Raw genomic sequence first — 21152 nt, 5'->3', positions numbered from 1 at the left:
TACGGCGCGAGCTGTGCTCGATATGTCGTACCCCGGATATAGCTCGTCCCCCACCTCCGTTACCGGCGGTGAGGGACGAGGGGGTGGATGGTTCCCGTCGCTCAGGCGAGCGCGCGAACTCCAGTGGCCTGGGGGCCCTTGGTTCCCTGGCCAACCTCGAACTCGACCTTCTGGTTCTCTTCGAGGGTGCGGAAACCCGAACCCTGGATCTCGGAGTAGTGGACGAAGACGTCAGCGGACCCGTCCTCGGGCGCGATGAAGCCGAACCCCTTCTCCGCGTTGAACCACTTCACAGTTCCCTGTGCCATTCTGTTCCTCTTCTTTATCTACGGAACGGCGGACAACTGGGTTCGTCCACCGGGCCCGTTCCGACCGTTGTACTGTTGGTTCCCCCTGCTAGGAAAGCCAAGCACACCGTTCGCAACACGATCCTGCTGAGCGGTTTGGACTTTGGATCCGTCCCTCGAACACAGAAGCTTGCGACCAGGAACCAGTGAACCATGTCTTCGGGAAATTCAACAGCCGAGTTACCGACAATTCGCAAAAAAGTTGATCTTGCGAATGCGCAGGTGAGGAACACAATGGCTAAATCCAGACTTACGGTTCGTTTGCTCTCGGATAACCGAGCCAGCGTCTGGCAAACAGCGTGTGAGCAAGGTCGCTATTGGGTACCGAAATGCCGGGTAACTTCTCCCAAGCACACACGTTTCACACTTTCCGGGTACTCCGTGTCGCGCGGATCGGCAAACCGGTGAGCCTGCCCGGCCCCGAAGAGCCACTGAGCCGACCATCGACACCACCCGGCTACGGGGCTTCGTTGCTGAATCGTGTCCGAACCGGAGCGTCCGCCGACGACCAACGCCTGACGCACGTCGTCGAACTACCTGCGCGAGCCGCTAAGCCAACCACCTGGCCGGAATGGTCATCACCCCAGGTCGTCGCCGCGCTACAGACGGCGGGGGTGCGCGCACCGTGGTCACACCAGACCGAGGCCGCCGAACTCGCCTTCCACGGGCACAACGTCGTCGTCAGCACCGGGACCGCGTCGGGGAAATCGCTCGGATACCAATTACCCGTGCTCACAACGCTGCTCGACGAGCCGAACGCCACCGCGTTGTATCTGGCCCCGACCAAGGCGCTGGGCGCCGACCAACTGCGTGCGATCGGCACCATGACCCACGAAGGGCCGCTGCGCGACATCCACCCCGCGCCTTACGACGGCGACACCCCCACCGAGATCAGGCAGTGGGTCCGGTCCAACAGTCGGTGGGTCTTCACCAACCCGGACATGCTGCATCTCGGCATCCTGCGCTCGCATCAACGGTGGGCACGCATGCTGCGCCGACTGCGCTACGTCGTGGTCGACGAATGCCACGCCTACCGCGGTGTCTTCGGCTCGCACGTGGCACTGGTGTTGCGCAGGCTGCGGCGGCTGGCCGCGCGCTACGGCGCCGACCCGGTGTTCGTGCTGTGCTCGGCGACCACTGCCGAACCCGCGGACGCCGCGACCCGGCTGATCGGTGCGCCGTGCGTGGCCGTCACCGAGGACGGGTCACCGCACGGACCGCGCACGATCGCGCTGTGGGAGCCACCCCTGTCGACGGCGGTGACCGGGGAAAACGGCGCGCCGGTCCGTCGGTCGGCCACCACCGAAGCCGCCGAGATCATGGCGGACCTGGTGGTCGAAGGGGCGAGAACGCTGACCTTCGTGCGTTCGCGACGAGCCGCCGAACTGGTCGCCATCCAGGCGCGACGGCAATTGTCGGAGGTCGACGCCGCGCTGGCCCGCCGCGTCGCCGCCTACCGCGCCGGATACCTGGCCGAAGACCGGAGGGCGCTGGAAACGGCACTGTCCGAGGGCGAGCTACTGGGTGCGGCGAGCACCAACGCACTCGAACTCGGGGTGGATATCGCGGGTTTGGACGCCGTGGTGATCACCGGTTTTCCCGGCACGCTCGCCTCCTTCTGGCAGCAGGCCGGTCGTGCCGGTCGGCGCACACATGGCTCGCTGGTCCTGCTTGTGGCCAGGGACGATCCGCTCGACACCTACCTGGTCCACCACCCGGAGGCACTGCTGGACAAGCCGGTCGAAGCCACGATCACCGACCCGCGCAATCCCTATGTGCTCGGCCCACAGCTGCTGTGCGCGGCACTGGAAATGCCGCTGACCGAATCGGAGGTCACCGAGCTCGGTGCCACGGATGTGGTAGCCGACCTGGCCGATAAGGGACTGATCCGGCGCAGGCAGGCGCGCAAGGCCGATGGTGCGGCGCGGTGGTTCGTCACCGACGCACACGCCCAACCACATGACGATGTCGACGTGCGCGGGGGAATCGGCACGCAGGTGGCGATTATCGACGGCGAAACCGGTCGGCTGCTCGGCACCGCCGACGCGGGTCGAGCACTCGCGACGCTGCACGACGGCGCCGTGCACCTGCATCAGGGCGACACGTATGTGGTCGACGAGCTGGATGTGGACGGTGGCGTCGCCATCGTGCGCGCCGACGAACCAGGGTGGACCACCCACGCGCGCCAGGTCACCTCGATCGCGGTCGATGAGCTGATCGAACGTCACAGCCACGGTGCCGTGACGCTCGCACTCGGCCGCGTGCGCGTCACCAGCCAGGTGGTCGGGTACCTTCGCACGCTGCTCACCGGCGAAGTGCTCGACCTCGTGGAGCTCGACACGGCCCCGCAGACCTTGCCGACCAGCGCCGTGTTCTACACGGTCACACCGGAACTGTTGGCGCGAGCCGACATCGACCCTTCAGACATCCCAGGGGCGCTGCACGCGGCGGAACACGCGGCGATCGGGATGTTGCCCCTGGTCGCGACGTGCGACCGCTGGGACATCGGCGGCGTATCCACCGCGGAACACCCCGACACCGGGCTGCCGACGGTGTTCGTCTACGACGGTCAGCCCGGTGGGGCCGGATTCGCCGAGCGCGGATTCGCCCGGTTGCGGCACTGGCTCGCGGCGACGCTGACCGTCATCGAGTCCTGTGGCTGCGCGGCCGGATGCCCCTCGTGCGTGCAGTCACCCAAGTGCGGCAACGGCAACGAACCACTGGCGAAAGCGGCAGCCGGCCGCCTACTCCGCGCACTTCTCGCCGAGATACCCGAGCGCTGACCTCGATCAAAACCCCGCCCACGCCGAGCCGAGCCGTTCCGGTCGATGCGCCACCGATGGACAGCAAGACTGATGGTCGGCCATCTCAGCTCGACCACCTCCACCGCCGCTGACTTCTACGCCGAGCACACGGCCGACGAACACGGCACCTCGTTCGTCTCCGGCACGGCGACGAGCAGGGCGCGATCGTGCGGTTGCGGCTGTTGAGCGCACACCAGGTCGGCAATGCACTCGATGCCCATCGCCGCGCTCGCGCTTGCGGGGGCCGGTCGCAGCGCGAAGACACCGGTTCGTCCGAATGCACTCGATGCCATCCGCGCTCGCGCGTGCGGGTGTCGACCTCGACTCGGCGGTCGCCGGGATGAGCGAGTTGACGTCCGCGCCCGGCCGGATGCTGGTTCTCCCCGAGGCGTCCTCGTGGGCGATAGAGCCGGGGTGTCCAGGTTGTCTCGGTGGATTCGCGCCACTCACTTACCGCGACCACCGGAAACCAAACTGGTCAAACGACCGGTAAGCGGCGGGTTAGCCACCCTATTGCTATTCGATCTTCAGCTACTGCCGCGTAATAAAATCGATTTGTTATCCACCGGTCTACGGGGAATTGTCTGGCACCGGTTTTATTCAGCGAAGGACGGTTCCGATTTCCGCTACTCGACGCACTGTGTTGCTTCGTTAGTTCCACACTCTTCGACCGGTCCCGCGCGTGCGATCGCGCGTACTGTCGGGTCACCCAACAGACCCGACGGTACATTTCTTTCGACGGCTACTGTCACGTCCCAACCGACCACTGCGCACTCGCCGATTCGCGCGCCCATCCGTCGCGCGATATCGCTCGCCCGGGTGCACCCGGCATCGGCTCCTTCGGCGATCGCGCCAGCGGCTGCGAGAGCAGCGAGATCGGCTGCCGCCTGCGCACGATGCCGCGCCACTGTGACCACGCCGACCTGTCCGATCAGCAGACTCATCCCGATCAGGCCGATCACCGCGAAGCAGGTGAACACCGTCGCGACCCCGGCGTCCGCGCGCAACCGCACGGCCATCCCACCGAAAAACTCCCGTGCCTGTCCGCGCCGCCGATTCCACACAGCCGGACAACCGGCCACCCCACGCTTCCCTTCGCCGCCACCCCGCCCAGCCGATTCCCCAGGTCCACGCCGACACGACACCCTCGAACGCCCCACCTTCGCCATCGAAACCCAGCTGCCCGCCCCAGGCTTCTCGATGACCGTGGCGGACCTGGGCTCGCGCCGGTAGCCCACCCCGCTCCGAGCCGAAACTGCCCACCCGAGAGCCTCTTCGAACACGCGCCCCGGCGCCACCGCACAACGCTCCCGACATACACACCCGCCGACCGCGCGGACACTGATTCCGGGCGCGGAGCCCACCAGCGCCCCACCACACCCGCACCACCCCGCCCACACGGACTTCTCAGATGCCACCAGCGCGCGCCCAACTCGCCGAAACCTGGCCTCGCACACAGCACCCCGGCTCACCCAACCCACGCACCTCACGGATGCCACCGCCCCTCCCCAACGCCCCACCTCACGCACAGCACCTCTCAGATGCCGCCAGCAGCCGCCCGACTCGGCCGAAACCTCACCTCGCCCCGGCCGATCCACACACCCCTCGGTGCCTCCTGCCTCCCCACTCGCCCACGCCACGCGGGATCTGGATACCGGCGGGTGGGCGTGTCGCCCGCGGTTCACGGTGTCCCCGGCTCGCGGGCCGCGATCGCCTCGGCACGAAGGACCAACAGTGGCAGTAGTGGTGAGTGGGCTGAGACCCGTGCGACGACGTGGTCGCCCTCGACTCTGACTCCAACGCCCGCACCGGGGGGCGCTATCCGCGCGGCCGCCGATGATGCTCGGGCATCGTCGCCTCTGGCAGCCAACCGTGCCGCTTCCCGCGCGGCGTCGACACAGCGCACCTGTGTCGACGCCGCCAACAACGCGCCGACGCACAACACGACCACCACGACGACGGCGGCGAGCGCGATCGCCGCTTCAACCGTCACGGCACCGCGATCGTCACCGAGAGATCCTGTTCCCCAGGCACTTACGGTGCGCGACCCAGTTCGGGGCCGTGCTCCTACACCTTGGTATTCAGCGCCTTGTCGACGATCTCGGTGAGCGCGTTGACGATATTGTCGCCGGTCACCACCGTGTACAGCACCGCACCGAATGCCGCGGCGGCAACGGTCCCGATCGCGTATTCCACCGTGCTCATGCCGTCGTCGGCGGTGGCGGCCGAGCGTATTCGCGAAAACAGCAGCGAGTAGGCGCCGCTCACCGCTTGGCCGACATGACTGTTGAGCTGATCGAATCGCACTGGATTCCCCTCTCCTTGCGCTCCGCGCGGACGGTCCGCACGGATGAGTACGGGTAAGGCTGTTTCGGGTTGTGTTCTCGCGCACCGTCACAGCAGCCCACCACCGAGCACGCGGCCCGCGAGCCCGATCACCACCGGCACGATGCCGAGGCAGAGGAAGGCGGGAAGGAAGCAGAGACCTAGCGGGCCGCCGATCAGGACACCCGCACGTTCGGCTCGCGCGGCGGCCTCGTCCTCGACGGCGCCGCGGCGTTGTTCGGCGAGCTCACCCACCGCCTCCGCGAGCGACGATCCCGAGCGCGCGGAGCGGCGGGCCATCCGCGCGAGCGCCGCCACCTCGACGTTGCCCGCCGCATCCATGGTGGCCTTCTCCCATGCGGTAGCCGCGTCCGCGCCGAGTGCGAGAAGGTCTGCGGCACGGCGCAATGCGGTGGCGAGCACCTCGGGTGCTCCCCCGGCCACCACGCGCGCCGCACCCGCCATCGGCAATCCCGCACGCAAGCACGCTGCCAACAGGTCGAACACCGACGCCGTCGCCAACGGGTCCTGCCGCGAGTCCGACACCGGTTCGGTGCGCTCCCCCAACAATTCCGAGCCGAACACACGCAGGCGCCGCCGCAGAGCGACCCGTCCGGGCAGAAGAACCACCGCGACCGCCAGCAACAGCAGCGAGGACGGTGCTGGCCACGTAATCATTTCCATCGCACCGCCTTTTGTGCCGCGCCGGACAGGTCCGCACCAGACAAACCGCGCTCTACAGCGACCGGGCCGTCTTCGGGTTCGGACCGGATATGTGGTCGCACAGATAATCCAAGCGCTCCCAGCCGCGTTTCCAGCCCCCTGAAGACCCGTGACACGACCAACCGCGAGCCCTTCGCCACGGCGCATCGAAACCTGAACACCCTCTGCCCGCGACGCTCGCGCCACGCACCGCCGCACAGCACTACCGACACGACGGCTCGCCGCAAGGTCGGCGCTATCACGGAGGCCACCGGTTGCGAGCTGCGCGCGACCGCTTTCCGCAACGTCGTCAAAGAAGCCCGCGGGCCATCCAACACAGCCACCCGCTGCACGGCCCGCGCGCCAGCCCACCGTCCGAACAAGACAGCTACTCGCCGCAGGTTCAGCAGACACGGCAACCCGCTTGTCAACGCGGCCAGGTGCCGCCCGCTCCAGGCAACACCCCGCCTCCCGGTCGAGTCGACGCCTCGCCATTCGGTCAGCACACGAACACGCGGACCAATCGACACAGCCCACGTCCTACGAATATGCACAACGGTCCACAGACCAACCGGCACAAGAGTTCTCCACAGGGCCGAAAGACCCGCACGCAGACTCATCGAGGCGGCGACAAGGCGAGCGGTCGAGTCAACGCCCCTCGGGCTCGATCCATACCGTCGCTCGACGCACGACCGAAACGACTCCGCACGGCAGAGACGAAACACGGCCCCTCGGCCCACCCGCGCAATCGCCCGCCACCGACGCAGACAACGAGCAACCGACACAACACCACGCCGCCCCAACAGCACGGACACCCGACGACGCGACCCGCCCAGTCGCCCAACACACCACAGCGACACCGAACAGCAGGAACGAAACACGGCCACCCGTCCCACCCGCCAGGTCGCCCGCCACCGGCGCCGACGGCGAGCGAGCACACCGGTTGACACAGCAGCATGTCGCCTGAACGGCACGGCGGCCTGACTGCGTGACCCACGTGGTCGGCCGACACGCAGCCGAAACGGCGCCGCGCGGTGGGGTCGGGCTGCTGGTGTCGGCGCCGCGCACGAAGACCGTGATTCCCGTGCGTTCTTCGGCGACCCTCGCCAGCTGACTGTGGAGTGACCCGATGTCGAGATCTGATTGCTCGAAGAGCAGTTCGACGATGAGGTCGCGCGGCGCATCGGTCCCTGTCTGATCCAGACCATCGACTGCCGCCAAATCGACGCACCGAGAATCCCTTCAGCCCACAGCCAGGCAGAAGGAACAGCGCGCGGCACAGTCGAGAGTCGTACCGGGCCGACCGACGCCATGGTGCGCCGCCAGATATGCACAACGGTCCACAACCGAGTCGACGCGGCTGTGCGCAATACCGTCATCGCGGCATTCCGGCGCGGGCGCGGTCGACTTGCCAGCCGGCTGCTCAACGCAGCGGCCAATCGCCCGTTCGAAAAACAAGCACGTGACTCGGTCGGTGCGGCAGTCGGTGGCGCGGTCAGCTCGGGAGCCTGTGGCTCGTTAAGTCGCTTCACGCGACCACCTTTCGAGTAATGGCGTCGGTCCACAGCAGACCGGCGCAGACGAATGCGACGCCGAGGGGGAGAAGGATCGTGCCCGCGGCGGAGGTGAACAGGACGGGTAGTGGGCTCGCGCCCATCAGCTGGCCGAGGACGATTCCGAGTAATGGAAGCCCTGCCAGCACCGAGGCGCTGGCACGAGCACCGGCGAGGGTGGCCGCGGTTCGCCCGTGGAAACGCATGCGTCCGACAAGATCCGCTCGTGCGGCCGCCAACAACTCCGCGAGCGCGAGGCCGTGACGCTCGGCGACCAGCCACGCGTCGGCGATGCGCGACAGTTCGGCGGCGACGATCGAATCGGCCTTGCGCAGCCCCTCGGACGCGCAACCACCGAGCCTGCCGCGGGCGGAACTGACCGCGAGCGCGAGCGCCGCGTCCCCCTTGGACTCGCGTGCGGCATTACCGGCCGCCGCACTCGGGTGCGCGCCAACCCGAAGCTCACCGATCACCGCTTCGAGAGCGTCGAGCAGATAACCACATTCGGTGCCTCGGCGACGGTCGCGTTCGGCCCGCCGATAACGTACGACCGCGGTCAGGATCACCATCGCGACCGCGATGAACTGGCCGGGCCCGACCATCAGGACGGCGCCGGCACCCCCGACACAGCCCAGACGAAATACCAAGGAGCTTCCCGGCTTTCGAACTATCGCGGATACGGCGAACAGTCCATCGAATCGGCGTCGAGTCACCGAGGCGGGCGCGACGAGCAAGGCGAGCGCCAGACACACCAGCGGCGGGCTCATGGTGCGAGCCGGTCGGTGAGCAGTGAATCCAGCTTCGCTGCAGCGGGTGCTGCCGAGGTGGCATGCCATGCGGGGGTGATACTCACGCGCCCGGAATCGGCTCGGCACACGAGACCGATTTCCTGGAGACCGCGGGTGCCATCAGGGCGGCGGTGCACGTGCAGCACAACCTGCACGGCGGCAGCGAGTTGGCTGTGCAGCGCAGCCCTGTCCATCCCACCCAGTGCGGCAAGGGCTTCCAGCCGTGCGGGCACCTCCCTCGGCGAATTGGCATGCACTGTGCCAGCGCCACCGTCGTGACCGGTGTTCAATGCGGTCAACAGGTCGACAACCTCGGCGCCACGCACCTCCCCCACGACGATTCGGTCCGGACGCATGCGCAGTGACTGCCGCACCAGATCGCGCACGCTCACCGCGCCGACACCTTCGACGTTGGCCGTCCTGGCGACCAACCGCACGACGTGCGGGTGCGGCGGCGCCAGTTCGGCGGCGTCCTCGACACAGATGATGCGTTCGCACGCGGGCACCTTGGCCAGGAGCCCCGATAACAACGTAGTTTTTCCCGCCCCGGTTCCACCGATTACCAGAAATGCCAAGCGTGCCTGAATAATTCGCTCCAGCAGAAGCTTCGCCTCCGCGGGCACCGTACCGGCGGCGGCGAGCGCGTCCAGTCCCTGCGAGGCGGGACGCAGCACACGCAGCGACAGGCAGGTGCCGCCGTGTGCGACGGGCGCGAGAACGGCGTGCAGGCGTACTCCGAACGAATCACCCAGTGCTGTACCGGTTCCGGTGAGTCGTCCGTCGACCCACGGCTGCGCGTCATCGAGTCGGCGCCCCGCCGAAAGCGCGAGGCGCTGTGCGAGACGCCGCACCGCCGCTTCGTCCTGAAACGTGACCGAGGTCTGCTCCAGCCCGTTACCCCGGTCGATCCACACCGCATCGGGCCCGGTGACCAGTACGTCGGCCACCAGTGGGTCGTGCAAGAGCGGTTCGAGGACGCCCGCGCCCGTCATCTCCGTTTGCAGAAGCCGCAGTGCGCGCAGCAGATCCGTGTCACCGAGCACTCCGCCCGCCTCCGCCCGGATCGCGGCGGCCACCTGTGCCGGCTCGATTTCCCCGGACCCGCCGGACAGCCGTTCGCGCACTCGGTCCAGCAGTTCCGTGGTCACCAGCGCGCTCATCGCCGCTGCCCCGTCGGTGCGCTGAGTACGCCGAGGATCGCGTCGGCGGCCTCACATAGCGGACTACGCCGACGTACGGTGAGGCCACCGCGTTCGACGCGGTTCGCCAACCCGGGTTGGGCGCGCATCGCGGCGATCAGCGGAAGCCCGAGCACCTCGGCGACTTCATCGCCGCGCAACCCTCCCGGGGCGGGCCCGCGAACGACCAAGCCCTGATTGGGATTTCGCCGAGCGATGTGCGCGGAGACCGTTTCGGCGGCCGCGACAGCGCGCAATCTCGCGGGGACGACGAGGACGACAAGATCGGCGGCGTCCAGCATCTGATCCGCGTGCGCACCACGCTCGCCGGAAATATCGCAAACGACCAGATCGCCTGCGGCGCGGCAGGCTTCGATCACCGCGCGGACCGCGGCGGACCCGATCTCGCGAGGCAATCGCCCGGAACCACCGCGCCCGCAGGACAACACCGCCAAACCAGGACCTGCGCTCGGAAGCGCACCGTGCAGCGCGGCGGCGGAGACCCGCCCGTCCTCGATGACAAGGTCCGGCCAGCGCAGTCCCTGCGTGGTCTCGATACCGAGTAGCAGATCGAGACCGCCGCCGAGTGGCGCTCCGTCGATGAGCACGGTGTCGCCGCGAAACTCCTGTGCCGCAGCGCGAAGCGCGGTCGCGGCGGCGAGAGTCGAAGCGCCGGAACCGCCGCCGACACCGGTGACCGCAACGACCACGCCGTCGCCGGGGCGCTGCTCACCGTATGCGGCGAACATCTCGATCAATCCGACGGCGGCGCCGGGCATGGCGATCACTCGCTCAGCACCGATGGCGGCGGCGACCTGCCAATCAGTAAGTCCTGGTTCGCCTTCGGTGACCACGACGACACCGACGCGGCGCAGATATCCCGCGCTCGCGCATTCTTGTGCCGTGCGAGTGTCGAGGATCACCAGTGGTGCCCCGGTCCACGCGTGCCTGCCGACGGGCGGCGTCCGCTCGTCCAGGTCACGTTCGGCCGCCGCGGCGACACGGCGCACTTCGTCGCGCAGTCTGTCGTCACGAACCAGGACGAGCGCGGGCGGCGGGCCGTCTGCTCGTGGTGCTTCGATGTTCATGCAGGTCAGCGTCACGGAATTCGCGGACCGACGAAAGAGCCGAACGGCGAATGTGGATAACTTCGCCAGATGTGGACAACCGCTGTTGCAAGAGCTGGTGCGGCTGGAGCGAACCTCCCTGAAATAGAGGACGGCCCCAGCCGGGGGGGGAGGAGGCTGGGGCCGTCGGGGTTCAGCCCCGGGGGGTCGGGCTGAACGCGCCTGGAACAAGTCCAGGTGCCAGCAATACTACACCCACTCCCCTGGCTTAGTGCAAGTCCGATATTCAAGGAACTTCTCGCGATGCCGTGACCCGCAAAGAGGGCAATGACCCGGCGTCTGGGCGGCGAACGCGGCCGCAGCGGCCGCTGCGATTCGGCTCGAGCGTCGCGCCGCGAACCCGCATGCCTATCCTGGTCGAGTGGACAACTCAGCCACCCACCAACCACGTGCCGACGACGGACGCGTCGCGGCGTTCTTCGACCTCGACAAGACCGTCATCGCGAAATCGAGCATGTTCGTGTTCAGCAAGCCCTTCTTCGCCCAGGGACTGCTGAACCGGCGCACAGTCCTGGAAAGCAGCTACGCGCACTTCATGTTCTTGCTGTCGGGCGCCGACCACGACCAGATGGAACGCATGCGCGCACACCTGACGAGCATGTGCGCGGGCTGGGACGTCGAACAGGTGAAATCCATTGTGGCCGAGACGCTGCACGAGTTGGTCGACCCGCTGATCTACGCGGAGGCAGCCGACCTGATCGCCGATCATAAGATCCGCGGCCACGATGTGGTGATCGTCTCAGCCTCCGGCGAGGAGATCGTCGGTCCGGTCGCCGAGGTGCTCGGCGTTTCCCACACGGCGGCGACCAGGATGGTGGTCGAGGACGGCAAATACACCGGCGAGGTGGAGTTCTACTGCTACGGCGAGGGCAAGGTCACCGCGATCGAAAAGCTGGCCGCCACCGAGGGCTACGACCTTTCCCGGTGCTACGCGTATTCGGATTCGGTCACCGATCTGCCGATGCTCGGCGCTGTCGGGCACCCGACCGCGGTGAATCCCGATCGCGCACTACGCAAGGAGTCGCTCGCCCGGGAGTGGCCGATCCTCACCTTCTCCAACCCGGTCTCGCTGTGGGCTCGGTTCCAGTCCCCCTCGTCCACCACCGTGGCAGCTACGGCGGCGGTCAGCGTAAGTGCCCTGCTCGCGGGCGCGATCAGCTACCGGCTACTCCGTCGGCGCAAATAACGCGCGAACCGCCAAACGCACATTCCGCCTATCGGGTCGATGTCGACCGAAACCCTTGCTGTGAGCGCGGTCACAGTGTAGAACTGAAGCTACGGAGGGACGGAAGGCCAAGGTCGGACCGGAAGAGAAGGTTCGCTCTCCCAGCCATCCTTCCCAGCACGGACACCGGGCACCCACGCGGAGCGCGCCGCGAAAGGGCATAAGCGTTGTGGGCCTGCGAGATACGGGTTTCGAAGGCGGAAGCCCCGCACGGGTTGCGGGGATAACCGACGAAGTCCGGACCGTCGCCGAGGCCGGAAAACACAACCCACCTCAGCACGCCTGGTAACCCGATGTTCCGTGCTAGGCGGGCGGTGATGTCGACAACGGCAACGCCGCCCGCATTGATGTGTAGGGCTGTTTTCCGGACGCAACGACCAGCACATCGCGGTCGTCCACCGCCAACTGCTGGAAGTGCGATTATCCCCCGCCTACGCTCTCCCCGAATGTAGCGACTGTGTCGCACAGAACACCCATGGCACGCGCGCCAGCTACTGACGAGTTCGTCAGCTCCCACACGTCTGCTCGGCCATATACCGCCACACATGCTGCGCATTCGAACTACCGGTGTGTGTCTCGGAGCACCGACCCCCGGCGAGACCACCGATCGGCTTACCCGGCGGCGTCGGCAATCGACATCGCTTCCCGCGCACCATCGACAAACGCGTCGCAGCACTGGATCACCCAGGCACCCACCGCGTCCGGCTGTCCGGAGGCGAATCCCGCCGCCGCGTCGAGGTAGGCCGCACGTCGACGCATCCAGAACACTTCGGGAACGCCGAGTCCGCGCGCATCGAAACCGCTTGCGACAGCGACCAATCGCGATGCCGCCCGCGCGACGACACCATCCGCCGTGCCGAACGGCTGTCCGGTGATCAGGTCGCCGTGCACCACCGCGGCAATCACCGGCGCGGGCGCCTGCGAGCCGAGCACCGTCTGCCCGAGCAGGTCGAGTCGTTCGGCCACTCCGGCGTCCGCCCTCGGCCTGCCGAGCGATTGTTCGTCCGCGACGAGGTCGGCGGCAGCTTGCAGGTGCAGCCGGGCCAGCGCCTGCAACGGTGCGCGCTGCCAGACACCGACCAGATTGCGCAACGCGTCACCGTCGAGCGATTGCCCGACGCGCAGCGACCCGGCCAGCACCGGGTCCTCGACGCGCCCGTCGGCGGGCAGTTCAGTGGCCGCGCCTTCGAGTGCGGCCGAGGACCGCGCCGCGCGCACCGCCGCCTCGGCGGCGGTCACCGGCCAACCTCGCCGGTTGGTTTTGTGCCGGTGCACCTCGGCGAGGGCATCGCGGGCGCGGTCGGCCGCGTCACGCACGCCGGGTAGATCGACAAGGGGCGCCAACGGATCGTTCACGCGACCGAGGCTACTTGCGCGTCACCCACGGCCCGAGCCGCCCCGGCGCGATCACCCGGCCAACAGATCCCTGCCCGGTATCGCCTCGAGCAGTCGGCGCGTGTATTCCTCACGCGGATTGTCGAATACCTCTGTGGTGGCGGCCGCCTCCACGACCTTCCCTTTCTCCATCACCAGCACGTTGTCGGCGATCTGCCGGACGACGGCCAGGTCGTGGGTGATGAACAGATACGACAGACCGAGCTCGGCTTGCAGGTCGTTGAGCAGTTGCAGGATCTGCGCCTGGACGAGTACGTCGAGCGCCGATACCGCCTCGTCGCAGATCACCAACTCCGGCGACAGGGCCAGCGCACGCGCGATCGCGACGCGTTGACGCTGCCCGCCCGACAGCTCGTTGGGGTAACGCCGCATCACCGTCGAGGGCAACGACACCTTGTCCAGCAGTTCACGCACCTTCTCCTCGCGCTGCGTCGCATTTCCGACACCGTGGGTGCGCAACGGCTCCTCGATGGTGCGAAAGATCGAATACATCGGGTCGAGCGAGCCGTACGGGTCCTGGAAGATCGGCTGCACTCGACGCCGGAACGCGAACGTGCCGTGCCGATCCAGCTTCGCGACCTCCTGTCCGTCGAAGGTCACCGAGCCGGAGGACGGCGCGAGCAGCCCGAGCGCCATCTGCGCGACGGTGGACTTCCCTGACCCGGATTCGCCGACGATCGCGGTGGTCGTCCCGCGTCGCAACCGAAACGACACCGCGTCGACGGCGGTGAAATCGGTCGACTTCCACGGGGCGTTGCCCCTGATCTTGAACAGCTTGGTGAGCTTGTCGACCACCACGATGTCGTCGGTGCTCTCGGCCGCGGTGTCCTCTGCGGCGTCGAGTCCGGCATGGTGCTGTTCGGCGGCCTGCACGGCCTGTTCACGGATCTCGGCGCGTTGACGCACCGACGAGAGCCGTTGCGAGGCAAGCGAAGGCGCCGAGCTCACCAGCCGCTGGGTATAGCGGTGCTGCGGATCGCGCAGGATCTGGAGCGCGGGACCGGATTCCACCACCCGCCCGCGATACATCACGACGAGGTGCTCGGCGCGCTCGGCGGCGAGGCCGAGATCGTGGGTGATCAGCAGTACCGCGGTACCGAGCTCGGCGGTGAGACCGTCGAGGTGGTCGAGGATCTGGCGTTGCACGGTGACATCGAGCGCCGAGGTCGGTTCGTCCGCGATCAGCAGTTTCGGTCGGCACGCGAGCCCGATCGCGATGAGCGCGCGCTGACGCATGCCGCCGGAGAACTCGTGCGGATACTGATTCACCCGGCGCTGTGCGTCGGACATACCCGCTTCTTCCAGCAGCTCGACCGCCCGCGCCGCCGCGGCCTTTCCTTTGGCGATGCCGTTGGCCGCCAAGGTTTCCCGAATCTGGTACCCGACGGTCCATACCGGATTGAGGTTCGACATCGGGTCCTGTGGGACCAACCCGATCTCGCTGCCGCGCACGGCGACCACGTCCTTCTTCGACGCGGAGGTGAGGTCTTTTCCGTCGAACAGGATCGAGCCCGAGGTGACCTTGCCGGTACCGGGCAGCAGATCGATGATCGAGTGTGCGGTGGTCGACTTACCGGAGCCGGATTCACCGACGATCGCGACCGTCTGGCCCGGATACACCGACAGACTCGCCGATCGGACCGCGGGGGTCTGCTTGCCGTTGGTGGTGAAAGACACGTCGAGGTCTTTGATCTCCAGCAACGGCGACTGCTCGGACTCGTCCTTCGCCGGGGCGCTCATCGCTTTCTCGCCTTCGGATCGAGGGCGTCACGCACCGCGTCGCCCAGCATGATGAAGCTCAGCACGGTCACCGCGAGCGCCGTGGCGGGATAGAACAGGATCGGCGCGGTGCGAATCTCCTTCTGCCCCGAGGCGATATCCGAACCCCACGAAACGACTGTGCGCGGCAGGCCGACACCGAGATAGGACAGTGTCGCCTCGGTGACGATGAAAACGCCGAGCCACAGCGTGGTGACAACGATCAGTGGACCGGCGGCGTTCGGCAACACATGCCGCAGCAGCGTCCCGATCTTCGATACGCCCAATGCCTCTGCCGCGGTGACGTAGTCACTGTTCTTGGCCTGGATCACCGCACTGCGCGCGATGCGGGCGGCCTGTGGCCAGGTGAACGACGCGAGGATCAGCACCACCGTCCAGACGGTGCGCGTGTCGAGCAGTTGCATGATCACGATCGCGGCCAGCATCAGCGGAATCGCGTAGAAGATCTCACCGACCCTGGAGACGATCGAGTCCAGTATTCCACCGTAGAACCCGGCCAGCGCCCCGAGTAGGCCACCGACCAGCACGAACACGAGCGTGGCCCCGACTCCGGTGATCACCGAAGCCCGTGCGCCGTAGACGGTTCGGGCGTAGATATCGCAGCCCTGCTTGTCGAATCCGAACGGATGCCCTGCTCCGCTGCTGCGCATGCTGAAGTCGCCACTACAGAATCGCGGGTCCTGACTGGTGAACAGTCCCGGCCAGAACACGACCACCAGCACGAAAAGGATCAGCAGCACGGCGATGACGAAGATCGGGTTGCGGCGCAGCTGACGCCACGCGTCCCGCCAGATGCTGGTCGGCGTGCCGGTATCGACCACCTGGTCGATCGCGACGACATCGACCTCCTCCGGCGGCGCGACGAAGTGTTGCTGTCCGCCGCGCGGCTGCTTCTCCCGGTTCTTATCGAGGTCAGGCATAGCGAATCCTCGGGTCGAGTGCGGCGTAGAGGAGATCGACGACCAGGTTCGAGACCAGGAAGATGACGATCAGCACGGTCACGAAGGAAACCACCGTCGGTGGCTCGCCTCGGGTGATCGCCTGGTACATCGTTCCACCGACGCCGGGAATGTTGAAGATGCCCTCGGTGACGATCGCTCCACCCATCAGCGCACCGAGGTCGGCGCCGAGGAAGGTGATCACCGGGATCATCGAGTTGCGCAGGATGTGCACGGTCACCACGCGCGGGCGACTCAGCCCCTTGGCGGTCGCGGTGCGCACGTAGTCGGCGGACATGTTCTCCGACACCGAGTTCCGGGTCAGCCGCAGCACATAGGCGAACGACATCGCGCCGAGCACGAACGCGGGAACCAGCAGTTCGGTGATGCTCGCTTTGCCTGTAACGGTGACCGGCGCGATACCCCACTTCACCCCGAGCAGGAACTGCGCGAGGAAGCCGACGACGAAGATCGGCACCGCGATCAGGATCAGGCTGAGCACCAACATGGTCGAGTCGAACAGCTTGCCCTTGCGCAGGCCGGAGATCAGCCCGAACACCACGCCGAATACTCCTTCGACGATCAGCGCCATGATCGAGAGCTTGATGGTGATCGGGAACGCGCGTGCGAGCTCGTCACGCACCGGCCGTCCGGAGAACGCCGTGCCGAAATCGAGGGTGAAGATGCCCTTCAAGTACTCCAGATACTGGATGATGAACGGCTGATCGAGGTGATAACGCGCCCGCAGTTGTGCTTCCACCGCGGGGGTCATCGGCTTGTCACCGGCGAGTGCCTGGATCGGATCACCGGGGATAAGGAATACGAGGGCATAAATGAGCAACGTCGCCCCGAGGAACACGGGGATCATCTGAAGTAGACGCCGCACGATATACCAGGCCATGGCTGCCTCCTGGGTAAACGGTAGTGCCGCACCGATATTCGGTGCGGCACTGTCGCGGGGCTGGTTACTTCTCGATGTTCTCGAAGTCGAACAGGCCGCTCCAGCCGAGTTCGGCCTTCGTCACCTGATCGGACCGCCCCGCGGCGGCGACGTAGTCGACCAGCGGGATATCGGCCATGTCCTTGATCATCAGCGTCTGCGCCTGGGCGACGATCTTGTAGGACTCCTCCTGGGTCGGCGCGGCGAGTGCTTCGTTGAACAGGCGGTCGACCTCGGGATTGTTGTAGTCGACGTTGTTGGTCTCGGAGTGGCTGTAGTACTGCGAGGTGAGGAACTGCAGCATGGTCGGGTAATCGCCCTGCCAGCCGTAGCGGAACGCCTTGCCGATGGTGTGCGCGTTCACCTCGTCACGGATGTTCTTGAACGTCGGGTACGGCACGGCGATGGACTCGATACCGAGGGTGTTCTTCACGCCGTTGGCTACCGCCTCGAACAGGGCCTGGTGACCGCCGTCGGAGTTGTAGGCGATCTCGTAACGACCCGACCACGGGGAGATGGCGTCGGCCTGCGCCCACACCTTCTTGGCCTCTTCCGGGTTGTAGTCGAAAACCTCGGAGCCGGGCAGGTTTCCGTTGAAGCCGGGCAGTGTGGAGGCGGTGAAGTCGCGGGCGGGGACCCTGGTGCCGTGGAAGATGTTCTCGGCGATCTGCTCCCGGTTGATCGCCATCGAGATCGCCCTGCGACGCAGCAGGCCCTCTTCACCGGAGAAGTGCGGCACGTTGGCCTGCACACCGATGTGCTGGTTCTGCGCGGTGGGCTTGGTGATCGCGCGGTCACCGAGATCCTGCTTGTACGCACCGAGCGCGCTGTCGGGGATGGTGTCGAGCGCGTCGAGGTTGCCCGATTGCAGATCCGCGTACGCGGTGTCGTAGGACTGGTACATCACGAAGCGCAAGCCCTTGTTCTTGGGAGCGCGTCCACCGTGGTACTCCGGGTTGGGCACCAGGTCGATCTTGACGTTGTGCTCCCAGGAGCCGTTCTCGGAGAACTTGTAGGGGCCGTTGCCGACCGGGTTCTCACCGAAAGCCTTGATGTCCTTGTACGCCGACTCCGGCAGCGGATAGAACGGCGCGTAGCCGAGCGCGTCCTCGAAGTCGATCGAAGGCGACTTCAACTCGACGGTGAACGTCCGGTCATCGACAACCTTCAGACCCGACATCGTCTGCGCCTTGGGCTGCTCCGCGGAGACATCCTCGAAGCCGACGATCGGGGTGAACACGTAACTCTGCAGCTGCGCGTTGGTGCCGAGCGCGCCGTAGTTCCACGCGTCGACGAACGACTTGGCGGTGACCGCGGTCCCGTCGCTGAACTTCCAGTCCGGCTTGATGGTGATCCGGTAGCTCTTGTTGTCGGTGGTCTCGATCTTGTCGGCCACCTCGTCGTGCGCGACACCGTCGGCGTCGTAGTACTTGAGTCCGGCGAACAACCGGTCGACTACCCGCCCACCCATGTTCTCGTTGGTATTGGTCGGCACCAACGGATTCTGCGGCTCGCCGCCGTTGACCGTGACGATGTCAGGGTCGAGGTCGTCCCCCGACGAACACGCGGCAAGTCCGAGGCTTGTGGCCAGCAACACCGCCGCGCTCAGCGCGATCGCTCTGTTGAATCTCAACGCATTCTCCCGGTTCGCAATACGGGCGACCATGGGGCGTGCGTTGACTACCCAGCGCACGCCGGCACGATCGCCCTGGTGTGTCGCACATTAGCCATGCGAACGAGTCCTGTCATCTGATTGGATCAGGTTCCACCTGCTTGTTATCGAGGTGGCAACACGAACGAAATGCACAAAATTGGCTGTCTGTCCAAGGATTTCATCGCGAGCCCTGCGATATGGGCTCGGCGAACAGTCAGCAATCGCGAGTTCGACGCACAGCGAACGCAACTGCGCGCACGAGCTCCAGGAAACCTCGCCGACACAACCGGGCGCGACACCCGTCACACTTGGCTACTGTCGAAACGGCGTGCGCGCCAACCACCTGCCAACGGTCGATGGGAACAACGGCGCCGCGCACGAGAAGAGCTCCGTCGAAGGAAGAAGCGAGATGACTGACACCGACCATCGGGACTCGTATCCACCCAGCCCGGCCTTCGCCGCAGCGGCCAACGCCGACGCCTCCCTATATCAGCGCGCCGAGACCGACCGCGACGCCTTCTGGGCCGAACAAGCCGCGGCACTGCACTGGCACGAACCATGGACGCGGGTGCTGGATTGGAGCGCCGCGCCGGTCGCCCGATGGTTTGTCGACGGCAAACTCAACGTCACCTACAACTGCGTCGACCGGCACGTCCTCGACGGACACGGCGACCAGGTCGCCATCCATTGGGAAGGTGAACCCGGCGACTCGCGCGCGATCACCTACCGCGAGCTGCTCGCCGAGGTCAGCCGCGCGGCGAACTACTTCACCGAACTCGGACTGGTCGCGGGTGACCGGGTCGCCATATACATGCCGATGGTCCCCGAAGCCATCGTCGCGATCCTCGCCTGCGCGCGGCTCGGACTCACCCACTCGGTCGTGTTCGCCGGGTTCTCACCGTCGGCGCTGCGCCAGCGCGTCGACGACGCGAGCGCTCGCCTGGTGATCACCACCGACGGACAGTGGCGCCGAGGCAAACCCGCGCCACTGAAGGAAGCCGTCGACGAGGCGTTGTCCGCGAACGGGTCGACACCGCACAGCGTCGAGCACGTGCTCGTCGTGCGCCGCGTCGGCATCGAGGTGGCGTGGACCGAGGGTCGCGACGTGTGGTGGCACGAGACCGTCGCCGAGGCGAGCGATCAGCACGAAGCGCAGCCGTTCGACGCCGAGCACCCGCTGTTCATCCTGTACACCTCGGGGACCACCGGTAAGCCCAAGGGCATCCTGCACACCTCGGGCGGGTACCTCACCCAGGCCGCCTACACCCACCACAACGTCTTCGACCACCAAGCGGGACAAGATGTTTACTGGTGCACCGCCGACATCGGCTGGGTCACCGGACACAGTTACATCGTCTACGGACCGCTGGCCAATCGGGCCACCCAGGTGGTCTACGAGGGCACCCCGAATTACCCGGACGAGCACCGGCACTGGCAGATCATCGAAAAGTACGGCGTCAGCATCTATTACACGGCGCCGACGCTGGTACGCACATTCATGAAGTGGGGCAGGGAGATTCCGGACGCGCACGATCTGTCCAGCGTCCGGGTGCTCGGCTCGGTGGGTGAACCGATCAACCCGGAGGCGTGGCGCTGGTACCGCGACGTGATCGGCGCGGGAACCGCACCCATCGTCGACACCTGGTGGCAGACCGAGACCGGCACCATCATGATCTCCCCGCTGCCCGGCGTCACCGCGACCAAACCGGGCGCCGCGATGACCCCGCTGCCCGGCATTTCGGCGAAAGTCGTCGACGAAGAAGGCAACCCGGTGCGGCTCGGCGAAACCGAGGCCAACGGTTACCTGGTGCTCGACCAACCGTGGCCGTCCATGCTGCGCGGCATCTGGGGTGACCCCGACCGCTTCCGCAGCACCTATTGGGAGCGCTACGCCGAACAGGGCTGGTACTTCGCAGGCGACGGCGCCAAGCTCGACACCGACGGCGACCTGTGGGTGCTCGGTCGCGTCGACGACGTGATGAATGTTTCCGGTCACCGCATCTCCACCGCCGAGGTGGAGTCGGCACTGGTCGGCCACTCCGGTGTCGCGGAAGCCGCGGTAGTCGGCGCGAGCGACGCGACCACCGGACAAGGCATTGTCGCGTTCGTCATCCTCACCGCGGAGACAACCGACACCGGCAACGCACTGGTCGAGGAATTGAAGGCGGAGGTCGCGCGCGCGATCAGCCCGATCGCGCGGCCGAGGGAAATCCACGTGGTACCCGAGCTGCCCAAGACCCGCAGCGGCAAGATCATGCGTCGGCTGCTGCGCGACGTCGCCGAAGGCAACGAACTCGGCGACACCTCCACACTGGTCGATCCGACCGTCTTCGAGGCGATCAAGGCGGGCAAGTCCTGACCTGACCTGCCGCTGTGGCCGGTGCCGTCTTCGGCACC

The 21152-nt window shown here is 66.6% G+C and carries 18 protein-coding genes; 5 read left to right on the top strand and 13 right to left on the bottom strand.

Annotation, left to right across the window (positions count from 1 at the left end; translation table 11 throughout):
* Positions 1-101: 101 nt before the first annotated feature.
* The gene (locus tag ABEA50_RS07605; protein ID WP_297626431.1) at positions 102-308 is read right to left on the bottom strand and encodes a cold-shock protein; all 207 of its coding nucleotides are present in this window, start codon (positions 306-308) and stop codon (positions 102-104) included.
* 356 nt (positions 309-664) lie between these two features.
* Here ABEA50_RS07605 and ABEA50_RS07600 point away from each other — a divergent pair, with 356 nt between their 5' ends.
* A complete protein-coding gene (locus ABEA50_RS07600) occupies positions 665-3130 on the top strand; it encodes a DEAD/DEAH box helicase (RefSeq protein ID WP_345494338.1) in 2466 nt (821 codons plus the stop codon).
* 72 nt (positions 3131-3202) lie between these two features.
* The gene (locus tag ABEA50_RS07595; RefSeq protein ID WP_345494337.1) at positions 3203-3337 is read left to right on the top strand and encodes a hypothetical protein; all 135 of its coding nucleotides are present in this window, start codon (positions 3203-3205) and stop codon (positions 3335-3337) included.
* Positions 3338-3777: 440 nt separating this feature from the next.
* Here ABEA50_RS07595 and ABEA50_RS07590 read toward each other — a convergent pair whose 3' ends face one another.
* The 4 genes from ABEA50_RS07590 to ABEA50_RS07575 form a co-directional block, all read right to left on the bottom strand.
* Positions 3778-4170, bottom strand: coding sequence for an Rv3654c family TadE-like protein (locus ABEA50_RS07590; RefSeq protein ID WP_345494336.1), 393 nt, complete (start codon positions 4168-4170; stop codon positions 3778-3780).
* Between the two features lie 662 nt (positions 4171-4832).
* Positions 4833-5144 carry a TadE family type IV pilus minor pilin gene (locus tag ABEA50_RS07585; protein ID WP_345494335.1) on the bottom strand — a complete coding sequence of 104 codons (312 nt, stop codon included), beginning with the start codon at positions 5142-5144 and terminating at the stop codon, positions 4833-4835.
* Positions 5145-5218: 74 nt separating this feature from the next.
* Entirely contained in the window at positions 5219-5419 is a 201-nt protein-coding gene (locus ABEA50_RS07580; protein ID WP_345494706.1) for a DUF4244 domain-containing protein, read from the bottom strand.
* A 126-nt stretch (positions 5420-5545) separates the two neighbouring features.
* Complete coding sequence (locus tag ABEA50_RS07575; RefSeq protein ID WP_345494334.1) at positions 5546-6160, bottom strand: type II secretion system F family protein; 615 nt, start codon at positions 6158-6160, stop codon at positions 5546-5548.
* A 1161-nt stretch (positions 6161-7321) separates the two neighbouring features.
* Here ABEA50_RS07575 and ABEA50_RS07570 point away from each other — a divergent pair.
* Positions 7322-7729 (top strand): hypothetical protein, encoded by a 408-nt coding sequence (locus ABEA50_RS07570; protein WP_345494333.1) that lies wholly within the window; start codon positions 7322-7324, stop codon positions 7727-7729.
* Here ABEA50_RS07570 and ABEA50_RS07565 read toward each other — a convergent pair.
* The 3 genes from ABEA50_RS07565 to ssd are packed head-to-tail and all read right to left on the bottom strand — an operon-like array spanning position 7707 to position 10785.
* Complete coding sequence (locus tag ABEA50_RS07565) at positions 7707-8498, bottom strand: type II secretion system F family protein (RefSeq protein WP_345494332.1); 792 nt, start codon at positions 8496-8498, stop codon at positions 7707-7709. The genes ABEA50_RS07570 and ABEA50_RS07565 overlap by 23 nt on opposite strands.
* Positions 8495-9679, bottom strand: a complete 1185-nt coding sequence (locus tag ABEA50_RS07560) for a TadA family conjugal transfer-associated ATPase (RefSeq protein WP_345494331.1) — start codon at positions 9677-9679, stop codon at positions 8495-8497. Before ABEA50_RS07560 ends, ABEA50_RS07565 begins: the two co-directional genes overlap by 4 nt.
* Positions 9676-10785: a septum site-determining protein Ssd gene (gene ssd, locus ABEA50_RS07555; RefSeq protein ID WP_345494330.1), complete on the bottom strand. Its 1110-nt coding sequence runs from the start codon at positions 10783-10785 to the stop codon at positions 9676-9678. The genes ABEA50_RS07560 and ssd overlap by 4 nt, the downstream gene beginning before the upstream one ends.
* Before the next feature lie 400 nt (positions 10786-11185).
* On the opposite strand from ssd, the gene ABEA50_RS07550 reads away from it, so the two are divergent.
* Complete coding sequence (locus ABEA50_RS07550) at positions 11186-12010, top strand: HAD-IB family hydrolase (protein ID WP_345494329.1); 825 nt, start codon at positions 11186-11188, stop codon at positions 12008-12010.
* A gap of 651 nt (positions 12011-12661) precedes the next feature.
* On the opposite strand, the gene ABEA50_RS07545 is transcribed toward ABEA50_RS07550, so the two are convergent.
* The 5 genes from ABEA50_RS07545 to ABEA50_RS07525 all read right to left on the bottom strand — a co-directional run bounded on the left by ABEA50_RS07545 (position 12662) and on the right by ABEA50_RS07525 (position 18767).
* A complete protein-coding gene (locus ABEA50_RS07545) occupies positions 12662-13405 on the bottom strand; it encodes a Fic family protein (RefSeq protein WP_345494327.1) in 744 nt (247 codons plus the stop codon).
* A 51-nt stretch (positions 13406-13456) separates the two neighbouring features.
* On the bottom strand, positions 13457-15184 hold the full coding sequence (locus tag ABEA50_RS07540) for an ABC transporter ATP-binding protein (protein WP_345494326.1): 1728 nt from the start codon (positions 15182-15184) through the stop codon (positions 13457-13459).
* On the bottom strand, positions 15181-16143 hold the full coding sequence (locus tag ABEA50_RS07535; RefSeq protein ID WP_345494325.1) for an ABC transporter permease: 963 nt from the start codon (positions 16141-16143) through the stop codon (positions 15181-15183). The genes ABEA50_RS07540 and ABEA50_RS07535 overlap by 4 nt, the downstream gene beginning before the upstream one ends.
* A complete protein-coding gene (locus ABEA50_RS07530; RefSeq protein ID WP_345494323.1) occupies positions 16136-17062 on the bottom strand; it encodes an ABC transporter permease in 927 nt (308 codons plus the stop codon). Before ABEA50_RS07530 ends, ABEA50_RS07535 begins: the two co-directional genes overlap by 8 nt.
* Positions 17063-17126: 64 nt before the next feature.
* On the bottom strand, positions 17127-18767 hold the full coding sequence (locus ABEA50_RS07525; RefSeq protein ID WP_425577544.1) for a peptide ABC transporter substrate-binding protein: 1641 nt from the start codon (positions 18765-18767) through the stop codon (positions 17127-17129).
* A 397-nt stretch (positions 18768-19164) separates the two neighbouring features.
* Between ABEA50_RS07525 and acs the strand changes: the two genes are divergently transcribed.
* Positions 19165-21114, top strand: coding sequence for an acetate--CoA ligase (gene acs, locus ABEA50_RS07520; protein WP_345494320.1), 1950 nt, complete (start codon positions 19165-19167; stop codon positions 21112-21114).
* Positions 21115-21152 lie beyond the last annotated feature (38 nt).

The organism is Nocardia callitridis (genome assembly GCF_039543305.1).
Taxonomy (GTDB): Bacteria; Actinomycetota; Actinomycetes; order Mycobacteriales; family Mycobacteriaceae; genus Nocardia; species Nocardia callitridis.
This window is presented reverse-complemented; position numbering and strand designations above follow the sequence as displayed.